The organism is Sphingomonas humi (genome assembly GCF_039536725.1).
Classification (GTDB): Bacteria; Pseudomonadota; Alphaproteobacteria; order Sphingomonadales; family Sphingomonadaceae; genus Sphingomicrobium; species Sphingomicrobium humi.
The window spans coordinates 275,688-289,676 of the sequence record NZ_BAAAZD010000001.1; the positions used below are offsets into that span (position 1 = coordinate 275,688).

The 13,989-nt window shown below is 68.4% G+C and carries 14 protein-coding genes and 1 tRNA gene; 7 read left to right on the top strand and 8 right to left on the bottom strand.

The window, feature by feature from the left end; translation table 11 throughout:
- The first annotated feature begins 50 nt into the window (after window positions 1-50).
- Both ABD729_RS01245 and ABD729_RS01250 read left to right on the top strand, forming a co-directional pair.
- Window positions 51-395: a thiol-disulfide oxidoreductase DCC family protein gene (locus ABD729_RS01245; protein ID WP_425564863.1), complete on the top strand. Its 345-nt coding sequence runs from the start codon at window positions 51-53 to the stop codon at window positions 393-395.
- Window positions 392-1,705 carry an ABC1 kinase family protein gene (locus tag ABD729_RS01250; protein WP_344708342.1) on the top strand — a complete coding sequence of 438 codons (1,314 nt, stop codon included), beginning with the start codon at window positions 392-394 and terminating at the stop codon, window positions 1,703-1,705. Before ABD729_RS01245 ends, ABD729_RS01250 begins: the two co-directional genes overlap by 4 nt.
- 3 nt (window positions 1,706-1,708) lie before the next feature.
- On the opposite strand, the gene ABD729_RS01255 is transcribed toward ABD729_RS01250, so the two are convergent.
- Both ABD729_RS01255 and ABD729_RS01260 read right to left on the bottom strand, forming a co-directional pair.
- Window positions 1,709-1,784 (bottom strand) — tRNA-Thr (locus tag ABD729_RS01255).
- Window positions 1,785-1,840: 56 nt separating this feature from the next.
- Window positions 1,841-2,986 carry a carbohydrate porin gene (locus ABD729_RS01260; RefSeq protein ID WP_344708343.1) on the bottom strand — a complete coding sequence of 382 codons (1,146 nt, stop codon included), beginning with the start codon at window positions 2,984-2,986 and terminating at the stop codon, window positions 1,841-1,843.
- A gap of 191 nt (window positions 2,987-3,177) precedes the next feature.
- On the opposite strand from ABD729_RS01260, the gene ABD729_RS01265 reads away from it, so the two are divergent.
- The gene (locus tag ABD729_RS01265; protein ID WP_344708344.1) at window positions 3,178-4,884 is read left to right on the top strand and encodes a methyl-accepting chemotaxis protein; all 1,707 of its coding nucleotides are present in this window, start codon (window positions 3,178-3,180) and stop codon (window positions 4,882-4,884) included.
- Here ABD729_RS01265 and ABD729_RS01270 read toward each other — a convergent pair.
- The 3 genes from ABD729_RS01270 to ABD729_RS01280 all read right to left on the bottom strand — a co-directional run bounded on the left by ABD729_RS01270 (window position 4,881) and on the right by ABD729_RS01280 (window position 8,678).
- Window positions 4,881-5,666: a class II aldolase/adducin family protein gene (locus ABD729_RS01270; protein WP_344709610.1), complete on the bottom strand. Its 786-nt coding sequence runs from the start codon at window positions 5,664-5,666 to the stop codon at window positions 4,881-4,883. The two genes, ABD729_RS01265 and ABD729_RS01270, sit on opposite strands and share 4 nt — an antisense overlap.
- Before the next feature lie 26 nt (window positions 5,667-5,692).
- Window positions 5,693-6,334 carry a maleylacetoacetate isomerase gene (maiA, locus tag ABD729_RS01275; RefSeq protein ID WP_344708345.1) on the bottom strand — a complete coding sequence of 214 codons (642 nt, stop codon included), beginning with the start codon at window positions 6,332-6,334 and terminating at the stop codon, window positions 5,693-5,695.
- Window positions 6,335-6,527: 193 nt separating this feature from the next.
- Window positions 6,528-8,678 carry an FAD-dependent oxidoreductase gene (locus tag ABD729_RS01280; protein WP_344708346.1) on the bottom strand — a complete coding sequence of 717 codons (2,151 nt, stop codon included), beginning with the start codon at window positions 8,676-8,678 and terminating at the stop codon, window positions 6,528-6,530.
- Window positions 8,679-8,799: 121 nt separating this feature from the next.
- Between ABD729_RS01280 and msrB the strand changes: the two genes are divergently transcribed.
- From msrB to ABD729_RS01300, 4 genes are read left to right on the top strand one after another with little or no spacing between them, the layout of a single operon-like run.
- On the top strand, window positions 8,800-9,279 hold the full coding sequence (gene msrB / locus ABD729_RS01285) for a peptide-methionine (R)-S-oxide reductase MsrB (protein ID WP_344708347.1): 480 nt from the start codon (window positions 8,800-8,802) through the stop codon (window positions 9,277-9,279).
- Window positions 9,269-9,892 (top strand): peptide-methionine (S)-S-oxide reductase MsrA, encoded by a 624-nt coding sequence (gene msrA, locus ABD729_RS01290; protein WP_344708348.1) that lies wholly within the window; start codon window positions 9,269-9,271, stop codon window positions 9,890-9,892. Before msrB ends, msrA begins: the two co-directional genes overlap by 11 nt.
- 10 nt (window positions 9,893-9,902) lie before the next feature.
- On the top strand, window positions 9,903-10,853 hold the full coding sequence (locus tag ABD729_RS01295) for a radical SAM protein (protein WP_344708349.1): 951 nt from the start codon (window positions 9,903-9,905) through the stop codon (window positions 10,851-10,853).
- On the top strand, window positions 10,808-11,509 hold the full coding sequence (locus ABD729_RS01300; protein WP_344708350.1) for a TIGR04283 family arsenosugar biosynthesis glycosyltransferase: 702 nt from the start codon (window positions 10,808-10,810) through the stop codon (window positions 11,507-11,509). Before ABD729_RS01295 ends, ABD729_RS01300 begins: the two co-directional genes overlap by 46 nt.
- Here the strand turns inward: ABD729_RS01300 and mtnP are convergent.
- Genes mtnP through ABD729_RS01315 form a run of 3 tightly spaced genes read right to left on the bottom strand, consistent with a single transcriptional unit; the run spans window position 11,500 to window position 13,987 of the window.
- Window positions 11,500-12,378: an S-methyl-5'-thioadenosine phosphorylase gene (gene mtnP / locus ABD729_RS01305; protein ID WP_344708351.1), complete on the bottom strand. Its 879-nt coding sequence runs from the start codon at window positions 12,376-12,378 to the stop codon at window positions 11,500-11,502. The genes ABD729_RS01300 and mtnP overlap by 10 nt on opposite strands.
- Window positions 12,375-13,160, bottom strand: coding sequence for a DUF1499 domain-containing protein (locus ABD729_RS01310; RefSeq protein WP_344708352.1), 786 nt, complete (start codon window positions 13,158-13,160; stop codon window positions 12,375-12,377). Before ABD729_RS01310 ends, mtnP begins: the two co-directional genes overlap by 4 nt.
- Entirely contained in the window at window positions 13,157-13,987 is an 831-nt protein-coding gene (locus tag ABD729_RS01315; RefSeq protein ID WP_344708353.1) for a sterol desaturase family protein, read from the bottom strand. The genes ABD729_RS01310 and ABD729_RS01315 overlap by 4 nt, the downstream gene beginning before the upstream one ends.
- Window positions 13,988-13,989: the final 2 nt, after the last annotated feature.

Consider the following 13,989-nt stretch of genomic DNA (forward strand, 5'->3'; position numbering starts at 1 on the left):
CGTCCTCAGGACCGGGTGTTGGCCGCTTCCACCGACCCTATATGCGCTGGATGGTGACAGTCTGGTTCGATGGCGGTTGTCCGCTCTGCCGGCGCGAGATCGCGCTGATGCGGCGGCTCGACCGGCGCGGGCGGATCGAATTCGTCGATGTTTCCGGCGGTGACACAACGGACTGCCCGATTGATCGCTCGGCCTTGCTAGCGCGCTTCCACGCGCGTGAAGGCGGCCGCCTCCTTAGCGGCGCTGCCGCCTTTGCGGCGATGTGGCGCGCCATCCCCCTGCTCCGCCCGCTGGGCGAAGCTGCACGCTTTCCGCCGCTGCTCGCCCTGCTCGAGCGGGCCTACATCGCTTTCCTCAAGGTCCGGCCAGCCCTCCAGCGCCGCCTCGCCCGATGAGTGGTGACGAAGGACGCGCCGTGCCGCGCGGACGGATCGCGCGGGCCGGTCAGTTCGGCCGACTGGCAGGGGGCGTTGCCGGCGGCATGCTCGCAGAGGGCGCCCGCCGCCTTGCTGCCGGCGAACGGCCCAGCGCCCGCGACCTGTTGCTGACGCCCGCCAACCTCACCCGCCTCGCCGACCGCCTGGCGCATCTTCGCGGCGCGGCGATGAAGCTGGGGCAGATGATCAGTCTCGATAGCGGCGACTTCCTTCCGCCTGAACTGAGCGAAATCCTTGCCCGCCTGCGCAGCAATGCCTTCCACATGCCGCCGCAGCAGCTGGCCAAGGTGCTGGAAGCCGAATGGGGCAAGGATTGGCGGCGGCGCTTCAGGCGGTTCCAGGCCCATCCGATCGCCGCCGCGTCGATCGGCCAGGTCCACCGCGCCGAAACGCATGATGGCCGCGTGCTTGCGATCAAGGTCCAATATCCCGGGGTTGCCGAGAGCATAGACGCCGATGTCGACAATGTCGCCGCGTTGCTGAAGGTGTCGGGGCTGCTCCCGCCCGAGCTAGACATCGCCCCGCTGCTTGCCGAAGCCAAGGCTCAGCTTTCCCGCGAAGCCGACTATGTCCGCGAGGGCCGTGAGCTCCAGCGCTATGGCGCTTTGCTGGCGGACGCGCCGGAGTTCGTGATTCCCACTCTGGAGAGCGACTTCACCACTCCACGCGCGCTGGCGATGAGCTTCATCGACAGCCGGCCGATCGAAGCGCTGGATGCCGCCTCGCAGTGGCAGCGCGACGAAGCCATGACCCGCATCGTCACGCTGGTGCTGCGCGAACTGTTCGAATTCGGGGTGATGCAGACCGATCCCAATTACGCCAATTACCGGCTGCTGGACGACGGCCGCATCGCGCTGCTCGACTTTGGCGCGTCGCAGGACGTGCCCGGCGCCATCCGGAACGGCTATCGCACCCTCCTGTCGGCAGCGCTCGCGGGAGATGGCGAGACGGTGAAGCGCGGGGCGATTGCGGCCGGATTCATTGGCCAGGCGGTCGCCGATCGCCATGCGGCAGCGTTGGACCGGATGGTCGACGTGGTCCTTGGCGAGCTACGCAAGCCAGGCCCGTTCGACTTCGGCGATCGCGCTTTCCTCGGCATCCTGCGCGAAGAAGGGCTCGGCATCGCGGCCGATAAGGCAAGCTGGCACCTACCTCCCGCCGACCTTCTGTTCGTCCAGCGCAAGATCAGCGGCACCGCGCTGCTCGGCGCGCGGTTCAAGGCCCGGGTCGACGTCCGCGACCTGGTAGCGACAGCGCTCGCAAGGTGAGGATGGTGCCGCTTACAGGACTCGAACCTGTGACCCCCTCATTACGAATGAGGTGCTCTACCAACTGAGCTAAAGCGGCAACGATGCGGCCCCTAACAGGCTGTGATGCCGCGCTCAAGCGCCTCATGCAGCCGATCAGAGCGACCAGCCGAAGCGCACCGTCCCGATCAGCAAGGGTTGCGCGTCGGCCAGCCCTCCGGGGTGGCGGACCAGTTGCAGGCTCGGCTGCACCGTCACGGGCCCGAACAGGCGGTCGCGGAAGCTCAGCTCCACCCCGGCTTCCGAGACTGCCGGCCGTTCCCCGCCCGCGGCGATGGAGCGCCGCTCGCCGCCTGACAGAAAGGCCTGGCTCAGGCCCAAGGCGACTTCGCTGTCCTTGCTTCCGAACCAGGCCGGCGAGCGATGCACGCCCGCCTGCCAGCCGCCCTTGAAGCTGCTCGTCCGCCCGTCCGAGACCCCGGCCCTGACGAAGGCCGTGGTCCATTCCCCGATCTTCCTTTCGCCGAGGAGGTAGGCGCCCATCGCCCGGCGCCGACCGTCGGTCGCTTCGTCGCGCACCGGCTGGCGCCGCGAATAGGACCAGAGGCCCGCTACCAGCTTGCCGCCGCTGCCGGCCGACCCGCCCTCGACGATCGCGAGGACCCCGTCGCGAAGACTGAAATCCACGCCACCCCGGTCGGTCAGTGTCCCGGCAGCGGCATTGACGACCGCGGCGCGGATCAGGCCGGTGCGGCCAAGCCTCGCCTCGCCCCGCACGGCGAGCGCGGAATAGGGAAAGATTGACGGTCCGTTCGGCCCGGTCGCGGCCAGTTCGGACCCGATCCCGAACGCCGGTGCAAGCAGTAGGGCCGATCCTTCCGTCGCATAGAATTCGCTGTTGAGGTCATAGGCGCCCGCCCGCACCGACCCGCGTCCGATGTCACGCTCCACCCATGCTTCGAACAGGCGCAGGCCGTCCTTGGGCACTTCGATATTGTTGATGCCCTGGAGCGTCCCTGCCCCGTCGTTGGGTTTTCCGCCGCTGTTGCCGAGCAGGCGCACGAAAGCCCGGCAGCTGCCGCAGCCGACGCGTCCGAGATTGGCCTCCCCGGTCAGATCGAAGCGGTCGAGCCGCCGCGCTCCGCCCCTGCTGCTGGAGGCGAAGCTGAGGTCGATGACATAGGACGCACCGAGGGAGAGCGCCTTGGGCTCGGGCGCCGCAGGAACCGCGACCGGCAGCGCCTCGCCGGCCGCGGCGGGCGAGCAAAGGGCGACGACAATCAAGGCAAGATAGCGGGACATCAGCTTCTCCACCGATGCCGGCGGGAGGTTACCCAGCGGCTTTCCGATCTCCCTCGCAATCATAGACGGGCGCCAACCGCTTCGAGCGCCGCGCCCTATAATGAGGGAGTGGAATGGCCCCCTGGCCCGGTGGAGGAAGCATGACCGCATCGACGTCCCTTCAGGATATGACGCGCAGGGTGCGCCTGTTGATGAGTGCCCTCTTGATCCTGTGCGGCGGGATCGGCGCGGGGTCGGCGTGGTTGCTTCGCGACGTGATCGAAGAACAGGAATCGGCCGCCACGCTGCTGCGCAGTCACATGAATGCCGACATGATGCACGACGCGGTGCGGGGCGACGTGCTCGCCATTCTCCTCTCCCGCGACCCGCAGATGGGCGCCGACGGGTCGCTTGCTCGCCGCAACCTCGAGGAGCGGCTATCCGAGTTCCGGGCCTCCGTGGCGCGAAGCCGCAGCTATCCGCACAGTGTCGCGGTGACCGATGCGCTCGACGCGGTCGCCGCCCCGCTCGCCGCTTATGAAACGGCGGCGCTCACCATTTCCGATCTGTCGGTCCGCAATCCGATTGCCGCCGACCGGGCCCTGCCCGCCTTCTTCGCCCGCTTCGAGCAGCTCGAGGGCGGGATGGCGGCGGTCAGCGATGCGATCGAGGCCGACACCCTTGCCCGAAGTGAGCGGTCTGCCCGGCTTGGCTTGGGAGCGGTGCTGCTGATCCTAGCGGCGATGGCGGGCGCCTTGCTGGTCGCCCACCGCGTCGCCGCTGCGATGCAGGACCGCCTGATCCGTCCCCTCATTTCCCTTGCCGGCGCGATCAAGCGCATGGCGGCGGGCGAGTGCGGCGAGGAAGTGCCGGGGGCTGCGCGCAGCGATGAGCTGGGCACGCTCGCCCGCGGCGTCGAGGCCTTTCGCAACGACCTCAGGGCAGCGGAGGATGACCGGGCCGCGCAATCCTCCCTGATCGTCGGGAGCATCGGCCAGGGATTGGCGGCGCTTGCCCGCGGTGCGCTCGACAAGCCGGTCGAAGCCGACCTCCAGGCACCGTTCGCGACGCTCAAGACCGACTTCAATTCGGCGCTGGAGAGCCTTGGCGCGATTGTCGGCGAGGTCGGCGCGGGGGCGGCGGTGCTGCGCAGCGGGATTACCGAGATTGCAGAGGCGAACAGCGAGATCTCGCGGCGGACTGAGCGCAATGCCGCGAGCCTCGAGGAGACTACGGCCGCGCTGGGCGAGATCGACCAGCATGTGAAGGAAACCGCCGGCGCGGCAGCCGAGACCGTCGCCGTGGCAAGCAGCGGGATGGCGGCGCTGTCGGCCGGCCGCGCGACGACCGACAGCGCGGTGTCGGCGATGAACCGGGTGAGCGAAAGCGCACGGGGGATCGACGCGGTGATCGAGGGGCTCGACAAGATCGCCTTCCAGACGCGGGTGCTGGCGATGAACGCGGCGGTCGAGGCGGGCCGGGCGGGGGAAGCGGGACGCGGGTTCGCGGTGGTCGCCGACCTTGTCAGCGCGCTCGCGATGCGGGCCGAGGAGGAGGCCAAGCTTGCCCGCGAGCAGCTGACCGCCACCCAGACCGACATCGGCGATGCGGTGGAGGCAGTGCGGTCGGTCGACCAGGCGCTCGATCAGATTGCCGGCAACGTCGAGGCGGTGAACGGGCGGATCGCCGGGATCGCTTCGGCGAACGACCGCCAGGCCAGCGTGATCGGCCAGATCCGCGAGGCGATCGAGGCGATGAGCAATGCCACGCAGCAAAGCGCCGCGATGGTCGAGGAAAGCGCCGCGGCGGCAGGCCAGCTGATGAGCCAGGCCGAGCAGCTGTCCGCCGCATCCGCCCGCTTCACCCTGCCCGGCAGCCCCGCCCCGAGAGCCGAGGCCCGGCCGCGGCTTGCCGCCTAGGAGGCGAAGCCGGGATCGAGCCGGTAGGCCTTTCGAAGCAGCGCCGGCCAGGCGAGGAACTGGGCGGCGAGCTTGAGCCCGGCCATGCCCTGTTCGGCGGCGATTTCGGGTGTCCCCTGCGGCGGATTGTTGATCCGGTCGCCAGCGCTCAATGCCATGATCTGCGCCTGGCAGGCGCGTTCAAGGAAGTAGATGCGGATGAACGCTTCGCCGACGGTGGTCCCGACCGCGAGCGTGCCGTGGTTGCGCAGCAGCATCGCATTCCTGGTGCCGAGGTCGGCGACGATCCGTTCGCGCTCGTCATGGTCGGTGGCGACGCCTTCGTAATCGTGGAAGGCAAGGTCGCCGCGCACCAGCATGGCGGTCTGGGTCAGCGGCAGGAGGCCGTCGCCATGGGCGGCCACCGCCTGCCCGTGCGGGGTGTGGAGATGGATCACCGCATTGGCGTCCTCGCGGCTCATGTGCACGGCCGAATGGATGGTGAAGCCGGCCGGATTGGTGATGAACGGCGTCGGGTCGACCGGATTGCCGTTGAGATCGACCTTAATCAGCGACGAGGCGGTCACTTCCTCGAACATGAGGTTGTAGGGATTGAGGAGGAAGTGATGTTCCGGCCCCGGCACCCGCACGCTCATGTGGGTGAAGATGAGGTCGTCCCAGCCATAATGGGCGATCAGCCGGTAGGCGGCCGCGAGGTCGACGCGGAGCTTCCACTCCTCGTCCGAGCATTTGCCCTCCAGGCTCGGGATGTCGACTTCCTGGAGTGCGCGAACCTTTTCCATTCCGGCGCTGATATTGTCGACGCGGTTCACTGGGCACTCTCCTGTCGGTCGGGATGGGCGGCGGCGAAGGCCGGCAGCGCGAGCGCCGAGGCTTCGGCCCGAAGCAGCGTCGGATAGGCGTCCATCGGCACGTCGAAGCGGCGCCCGTTATAGAGCTGGGGAACGAGGCAGATGTCGGCCATCGAAACTGTGTCGCCATAAAGGAAGGCGCCGGCCCGGGGTGCGGCGAGCGCTTCGAGGGCGGTGAGGCCTTCGGCGACCCAATGTCTGTACCAAGCGTCCACGTCGTCCTGTTCGTGACCCAGCGTCCCCTTCAAATAGCGGAGAACGCGAAGATTATTGAGGGGGTGGATGTCACAGGCGACCGTCAGCGCGAGGGCCAGCACATGGGCGCGGCCTTCCGGATCGGAGGGGACGAACGGCGGTTCCTTCACATGGGCGTCGAGGAAGTCGAAGATGGCGAGGCTTTGCGTGACGCGGACGCCGTCCCATTCGAGCATCGGCACGAAGCCCTGCGGATTGAGCGCCTTATATTCCGCCGACTGCTGTTCGTTGGCGGCAAGGCTGACGGGATGCTGCTCGTAGCTGAGGCCCTTGAGGTTGAGCGCGATCCGCACCCGGTAGCTGGCCGAGGAGCGGAAATAATCGTGGAGGACGATCCTGCTCACGCGCAGTCTCCGAGAGAGCGAAGTTGTCGAAGTTGACACGGTACGGCCCTCGCCGGACGGGCGGTGTTGGCGCGGGGTCGCATGCAGCGGCGGCCGAAGCGCCGAGGACCGATGATTGCCGAGGAAATAAGCCCGAGCATGTCGTCACCCCCTTGTCAGATTGCCGGCGTGTAGGACAGCCCCGAACGACGGCCTAGCGCCGCCACGCGTGGAAGCGTTCGACCAGGCGCAGCAGGCCTTCGGGCTTGTGCGCTTTCTTCCATTCGCCGGCGGCATATTTGTTGGCTTCGGTCATGGTCGGATAGGCGTGGATGGTGCCGAGCATCTTGTTGAGGCCGATGCCATGCTTCATCGCCAGCACATATTCGGCGAGCATTTCGCCCGCGCCCTCAGCGACGATGGTGGCGCCGAGGATGCGGTCCTTGCCCGGCGCGACCAGCAGTTTGACGAAGCCCTGGCGCGCGCCTTCGGTGACCGCCCGGTCGAGGTGGCCGAGCGGGTAGCGAACGACTTCGAAGGCTGTCCCGGCTTCCGTGGCCGAAGCCTCGTTCAGCCCGACATGCGCGACTTCGGGATCGGTGAAGGTGGTCCAGGGGATGACCCGGTTGTCGACCCGGAAACTGCGGAAGGTGCCGAACAGCGCGTTCACCGCCGCATACCAGGCCTGGTGCGCGGCATAGTGGGTGAACTGGTAGCCACCGGCGACGTCGCCGCAGGCGAAGATGTTGGGGAAAACGGTCTGCAGCCTGTCGTTGAGGGCAAGCGGCTTGCCCGTATCGATCCCGAGCGCTTCGAGCCCATAGCCGGTGAGCCGCGCCCGGCGGCCGACGGCGACGATGATCTCGTCGAAGGGTAGCGACTTCTCGCCCGCTTCGCCCGCGACGATCAGGGCCTTTCCCTCGCAGCGCAGGGCCTTGTGACCGAGCAACATGTCGACGCCTTCGGAGCGAAGCGCGCCCAGCACCAGTTGCGCAGCTTCGGAATCGTCCTTGGGGAGGATACGGTCGCCGCCTTCGACCAGGGTGACCTTTGCCCCCAGCCGGCCGAAGCCCTGTGCCAGTTCGCAGCCGATCGGCCCGCCGCCGACGATCACCAGTCGCGCGGGCACGGTGTCGCGCCTTGCCATTGCATCCCACAGGCTGTCGCTGGTGAGGGCGCCGGCTTCCTTGAGGCCGGGGAGGTCGGGAACCACCGGTTCGCCGCCCGCGGCGATGACGATCGCGCGGGAGGTCAGCCGTTCCTTCGTGCCGTCATGCCCCGCGATCTCCACCGTCCAGGGATCGACGATGGTCGCGTGGCCGAGGCGGACGTCGACCCCGAGGCCGGTGTAGCGTTCGACGCTGTCGGCCGGTTCGATGGTGGTGATGACGTCGCGCACGCGCTTCATCACCGCCGGAAAGTCCACCGCGGGCGCGGCGGCGGTGATGCCATAGTCGCCGGCCTGCCGCACGTCGTGCGCGGCGCGCGCGCTGCGGATCAGCGCCTTGGAAGGAACGCAGCCGGTGTTGAGGCAGTCGCCGCCCATCTGGTGGGCTTCGACCAGGGTCACCTTCGCCCGGACGGTGGCGGCGATGTAACTTGTGACCAGCCCGCCGGCGCCGGCGCCGATCACCACGAGGTTGCGGTCGAACGAGCGCGGCCGGGTCCAGCCGCGATAGACCCGGCGCCGCTTCAGCCAGCCGATCACCGCCTTGGCGATCAACGGGAAAAGGCCGAGCAGGACGAACGAGCCGATCAGCCCGGGCGAGAGGATGTCGGACGTGCGCTCGATCGCGGCGAGCTGGGTCCCCGCGTTGACGAAGACGAGGGTGCCGGGAAGCATTCCGATCTGGCTGACGAGGTAGAAGACCGGCAACCGCATCGCGGTCAGCCCCATCGCGAGATTGATGAGGAAGAAGGGGAAGGCCGGGATCAGCCGCAGGGTCAACAGGTAGAAGGCGCCGCCTTCGGCAATCCCCCGGTCGATCGCCGCGACCCGGGCCCCGAACCTCGCCTTGACCCAGTCGCGAAGGAGGTAGCGCGACGACAGGAAGGCAAGGCTGGCCCCGATCGCCGAGGCGAAGGAGACGATCAGCGTGCCAAGGCCAAGGCCGAAGATCGCGCCCGCCGCCAGCGTCAGGATCACCGCGCCGGGAAGCGAGAGCGCGGTCGCGGTGACGTAGACGAGGAAGAAGCCGCCGATCACCAGGAGCGGCCGCGCGTCGAGCAGGGCGGCGAGTTCTTCTTTCCGCGCCTTCAGGCTGTCGAGCGTCAGATAGGTGCCAAGGTCCAGCAGGAAGAAGGCGGCGATTGCGCCTACCAGCAGCGCAAGGAGACCCAGCCGGCCGGCCGTCGCGCGGCTCACGACACGAGGCACTCATCCAGGAGGCGGGAGCTTACGTAACTTGGCATGGGCAGGTGGGACTACCATTTCGTGTGCGGGGCGTTGAGGTCAAGTGAGGTCAAGAGACGGTATGGACTGGAACATGACGAAGCGCGGGTTCCTGGGCGGATCACTGACGGCATTGGGCGGCCTGCTGGCCGGCTGCGGGTCTTCGGGCGCGGAGGCGAAGGAGACGTTCGAGGTCACCAAGTCGGAAGCCGAATGGCGGCGCACCCTGTCGCCCGCCGCCTTCGCGGTGCTGCGCAAGGCCGACACCGAGCGGCCGCGGTCGAGCCCGCTCGAGAAGGAACATCGCCGCGGGATCTTCGCCTGCGCGGGGTGCGCGCTTCCGCTTTACCGGTCGGAAGCCAAGTTCGAGAGCGGGACCGGGTGGCCGAGCTTCACCCAGCCGATCGCCAATGCGGTGCGCACGCGGCCCGACGGGATCGGCCCGTTCAAGCGCACCGAGGTCCACTGCCGCCGTTGCGGCGGGCACCTTGGCCATGTGTTCGACGACGGCCCGCCGCCGACCGGCAAGCGTTATTGCATGAACGGCGCGGCGATGGTGTTCCGTGCAGCTTAGGGCGGCGCTCGGGACCGCCGCGCTGGCGGTGATGGCGGCGCTGAGCGCGTGCGGGAGCGATCCGGCGCCGGCGTCCGCGGCCCCTGCCGGCGCACAGCGCGCGACCGCGGTGTTCGCGGGCGGCTGCTTCTGGTGCACCGAAAGCGATTTCGACAAGGTGCCGGGCGTGATCGCCACGACGTCGGGCTATACCGGCGGCAAGCTTGCCAACCCGACCTATGAGCAGGTGTCGGCCGGCAATACGGGACATATCGAATCGGTGCGCGTCACCTATGATCCGCGCAAGGTCAGCTATGCCCAGCTGGCGGCGCATTTCATCCGCACCACCGACCCGCTCGATAGCGGCGGAAGCTTCTGCGACCGGGGCTATCAGTATCGCTCGGCCTTCTTCGTCGCCGACGCCGAGCAGAAGCGCGTCGCCGAGGCGGTCAAGGCGCGCGCGCAGCAAATCCTGAAGAAGCCGGTTGCCACCCTGGTGCTGCCCGCCAGCGCGTTCACCCCGGCCGAGGACTATCACCAGGATTATTACAAGAAGAACCCGGTCCGGTATAAGTTCTACCGCTTCAACTGCGGACGCGATGCGCGGCTGGCCGAGGTGTGGGGCGGGAAGTAAGCAGGCCTGAGTGAACGACCTCAGTCCCTTCAGCGTCGTCGGCGTTGCCCGGCTCGACCCGGCGAAGTTCCGCGATCCCTGCGTGACCGCCCGGGGCGAGCCGCGGGCGCGCGTTGCGCTGACGCGGCTGGAAACGCTGTGGATCAACACCGGGACGCTGTGCAACCTCGCCTGCCGGACCTGCTATATCGAAAGCAGCCCGCGCAACGACGCGCTGGTCTATATCAGCCTTGCCGAGGCCGAGGCGTTTCTCGACCAGGCGCAGGAAGTCGGCACGCGGGAGATCGGGTTCACCGGCGGCGAGCCGTTCATGAACCCCGACATGATCCCGATGATCGACGCGGCGCTGGGGCGTGGGTTTGAGGTGCTGGTGCTGACCAATGCCATGCGCCCGATGCGGCGGTTCGACGAGGCGCTGCTGCGGCTTCGCGGCGACAGGCTGACGGTTCGGGTCAGCCTCGATCATTACAGCCAGGCGGTGCACGAGGCGGAGCGCGGGCCCGACACGTGGGACAAGGCGATCGCCGGTTGCCGGTGGCTGTCGGACAACGGGTTTCGCCTGGCGATCGCGGGGCGGCAGTTGCCGGGCGAGAGCCTCGATGATGCCCGCGCCGGCTATGCCGAGCTCTTCGCCCGCGAGGGATTGCAGGTTGATGCGGGCGATCCCGCGGCGCTGGTCCTGTTTCCCGAAATGGACGCGGCCGCCGACGTGCCCGAGATCACCGAGGCCTGCTGGGGGATCCTTGGCAAGTCGCCCGCCTCGATCATGTGCGCGACGAGCCGGATGGTGGTGAAGCGCAAGGGCGAGGAGCACCCGGTGGTCGCTGCTTGCACGCTCATCCCCTACGATCCCCAATTCACCCTGGGCGAGACGCTGGTCGAGGCGAGCCGGCCGGTGCTGCTCAACCACCCGCATTGCGCGCGCTTCTGCGTGCTCGGCGGGGCGAGCTGCTCCGCCTGAACCTGTCGGTCGTCATCCCTGCCCTCAACGCGGCCGCGCACCTGCCGGGCTGCGTCGCGGCGCTGGGCGAGGTGGACGAGCTGTTGGTGGTCGACGGCGGGTCGGCGGACGCGACGGCCAAGGTGGCGGAAGCGCTTGGCGCGAAGGTGATCGCCGCGCTGCGCGGACGTGGTGCGCAGCTGGCGGCAGGGGCGGCGGCGGCGCGGGGCGACTGGCTGCTGTTCCTTCATGCCGATACGCGGCTGGGCCAAGGGTGGCAGGAAGCCGCGCGTCGCCACATCGCCGAGCATCCGGACAAGGCGGCGGTGTTCGCCTTCGTGCTGGACGAGCCGGCGTGGCAGGCGCGCCTGATCGCGGCGGGCGTGGCGCTGCGCGGACGGGCGCTTGCCCTTCCCTATGGCGACCAGGGCCTGCTGATGTCGCGCAAGCTCTACGACAGCGTCGGCGGCTTTCGCGCCCTGCCGCTGATGGAGGATGTCGACCTTGTCCGGCGCCTCGGGCGAGGGCGGCTGCGCAGGCTGCCGGTTCCCGCCATCACCTCGGCCGAGCGCTGGCGGCGCGACGGCTGGTGGCGGCGGTCGCTGCGCAACCTGTCCTGCCTTGCGCTTTATGCGCTTGGCGCGAGCCCCGAGCGCATTGCCCGCCGCTACGGCTGACGGCTAAGCGTGCGGTCCAGGATAATCCCGAGCTTTTCGATCATCGACGGATCGCGGGCATCGGGCGCGGTGATCAGCGCGAAGTCGAGGACGGTGTCGACCGGCGAGGGCGTGCGCTCCGCCGGGAGGGAACGCGCCAGTTCGACCACCAGTCGGCGGCCAAGATCGGCGTTTGCGCCGAGGCGGGCGATCACGTCCGCTACTTCGACCTTTTCGTTCGCGCTGCGCCAGCAGTCGTAGTCGGTGACCATTCCGACCAGCGCATAGGGCAGCTCCGCCTCCCGCGCGAGGCGGGCTTCGGGCATGGCGGTCATGCCGATCACATCGGCCCCCCATTGGCGGAACAGCAGGCTTTCGGCGCGCGAGGAGAATTGCGGCCCTTCCATCGCCAGATAGGTGCCCCCGCGTGCGGCGTCAGCGCCGGCGGCCTGGGCGGCATCGGCGCAAAGCGCGGACAGGCGTTCGCAGGTCGGGTCGGCCAGCGAGACATGCGCGACCAGACCGGTGCCGAAGAAACTGGCCGGACGCGCGACGGTGCGGTCGATGAACTGGTCGACCACCACGAAATGGCCGGGCGGCAGTTCCTCGCGGAGGGAGCCGACCGCCGAAATCGCCACCACGTCGGTGCAGCCGGCGGCCTTGAGCGCGTAGATATTGGCGCGGGCGTTGAGTTCGCCCGGCGGGATCCGGTGCCCGCGCCCGTGCCGCGGCAGGAAGACGAAGCGGACATCACCGATCCGCCCGGTCAGCAGCTGGTCCGACGGCCTGCCCCACGGCGTATCGACGTCGATCCAGCGCTGATCCTCGAGCGCGTCGATGGCGTAGAGCCCCGACCCGCCGATGACGCCGATCGTCCAGCCGCTGGTCACTTGCCCGCTTCCAGGTCACGCATGAAATTGCGGACGCGCTTTGCATTGACCCCGATGTCGCTGAGACCGACCCGGCTGATCGAGCGCATGTCGACGATCGATCCGCCACCTAGCGGCTGCGGACGCACGCGGATCACGATGTCGTCCTTGAAGCGGAAGAACAGGGTCGTGGCGGTCGCTTCGACCGTGCCCGCCGCGGGATCGACCCGGGCGATATTCCACCCGCGCTGCCGCACCAGTTGTTCGGCGCGCGCCAATGCCTGTTCGGGCGGGAGATCGAGGATGAGCGGGCGAAGGTCGCCATAGGCTTCGCGGTGAAGCGCCTTCCAGCGTTCTTCCGGCGACAGCGCCTTGAGGTCGGCGCGGCCAAGGTCGGGCACCTTGTCGAGATTGTCCGCCCGAACCTTGAGGACGGTGAACTGCGGCACATCCGCGAGATCGGTGGTCGCGTCGTGGATCATCGGCAGGCTGCGCGCAGTGAAGATCATGTTGCCAAGATAGGCCAGGAACAGCAGCGCGGTCACGAGGGCCAGCGCATTTGGCCAGCCGACACGTGTCCCGGTGCGCCGCGCGACGATCCAGGCGACGATCGCGAGAAGGCCGCCAACGGCGACCGCCGGAAGCACGAAGCGAAGCATTCCGAGCCCGGCGCCATAGGCCCACAGCCCCGTCCCCGTGCCGACCGCCGCGACCAGCGCCGCGGCGATCCCGCCAAGGCTCAGCACCAAGGCGGCCAGCGACAGCCGCCTTGCCCAACCACCCCGCGTCTTGAGTGTATTCATTTCTTTTCCCCCTGTCTGCGGAACGGCTGAACCAGCATCGGCAGGATCCGCAAATCCCCGATCGAACGATGTTCCGGGATACCGATGGTCATGCCCAGATGACCAGCCTCGGGCTGGGCGCGGTAGGTGCCGAACCACCGATCCCACAGCGCGAGGTTGAAGCCGAAATTGCTGTGCGTTTCGCGCGGCACGACCGAATGGTGGGTGCGGTGCATGTCGGGCGTCACGATCAGGCGGCGGATGAGGCGGTCGGCCGGGCCGGGCAGCCGGATATTGGAATGGCTCCACATCGCCGTGGCGTTCAGCAGCACTTCGAAGATCAGTACCGCCAGGGCCGGTACGCCGAGCAGGATGACCGCCGCGAGCTTGATCCCCATCGAAAGGATGATCTCGACCGGGTGGAAGCGAAGCCCGGTGGTGACGTCGAACTCGAGGTCGGCATGGTGGACCCGGTGCACCCGCCACAGCCACGGCACCCGGTGGAACAGCACGTGCTGGGCATAGATCAGGAGGTCGAGCGCGATGACCGCCAGCGCGACTTCGATCCCGGCGGGAAGCGAGGCGAGGTTGAGCAGCCCCCACCCGCGCTGTTCGGCCAGCAGCGCCGCGCCGACCGCGGCGAGGGGAAACAGCAGGCGGACCAGCAGGGTGTCGACCGCGACCAGCGCAAGATTGCCGGGCCAGCGGTTGCGGCGCGCAACGGCCTGCGGACGCCGCGGGACGATCAGTTCGAGCCCGGCGAGCAGCAGCAGGACCCCGGCAAAGGCGCCAAGCCTGATCCACGGTTCGAGATGCGCGGGAAAGCTCACACCGCCCATGTAGGCCATGC

Bases quoted from the DNA above. Each gene is read 5' to 3' on its own strand.
- ABD729_RS01245 (WP_425564863.1), top strand. From the start codon at position 51: ATGGTGACAGTCTGGTTCGATGGCGGTTGTCCGCTCTGCCGGCGCGAG.
- ABD729_RS01250 (WP_344708342.1), top strand. From the start codon at position 392: ATGAGTGGTGACGAAGGACGCGCCGTGCCGCGCGGACGGATCGCGCGG.
- ABD729_RS01260 (WP_344708343.1), bottom strand. From the start codon at position 2,986: ATGTCCCGCTATCTTGCCTTGATTGTCGTCGCCCTTTGCTCGCCCGCC.
- ABD729_RS01265 (WP_344708344.1), top strand. From the start codon at position 3,178: ATGAGTGCCCTCTTGATCCTGTGCGGCGGGATCGGCGCGGGGTCGGCG.
- ABD729_RS01270 (WP_344709610.1), bottom strand. From the start codon at position 5,666: ATGGAAAAGGTTCGCGCACTCCAGGAAGTCGACATCCCGAGCCTGGAG.
- msrB (WP_344708347.1), top strand. From the start codon at position 8,800: ATGACGAAGCGCGGGTTCCTGGGCGGATCACTGACGGCATTGGGCGGC.
- ABD729_RS01310 (WP_344708352.1), bottom strand. From the start codon at position 13,160: ATGAATACACTCAAGACGCGGGGTGGTTGGGCAAGGCGGCTGTCGCTG.
- ABD729_RS01315 (WP_344708353.1), bottom strand. From the start codon at position 13,987: ATGGCCTACATGGGCGGTGTGAGCTTTCCCGCGCATCTCGAACCGTGG.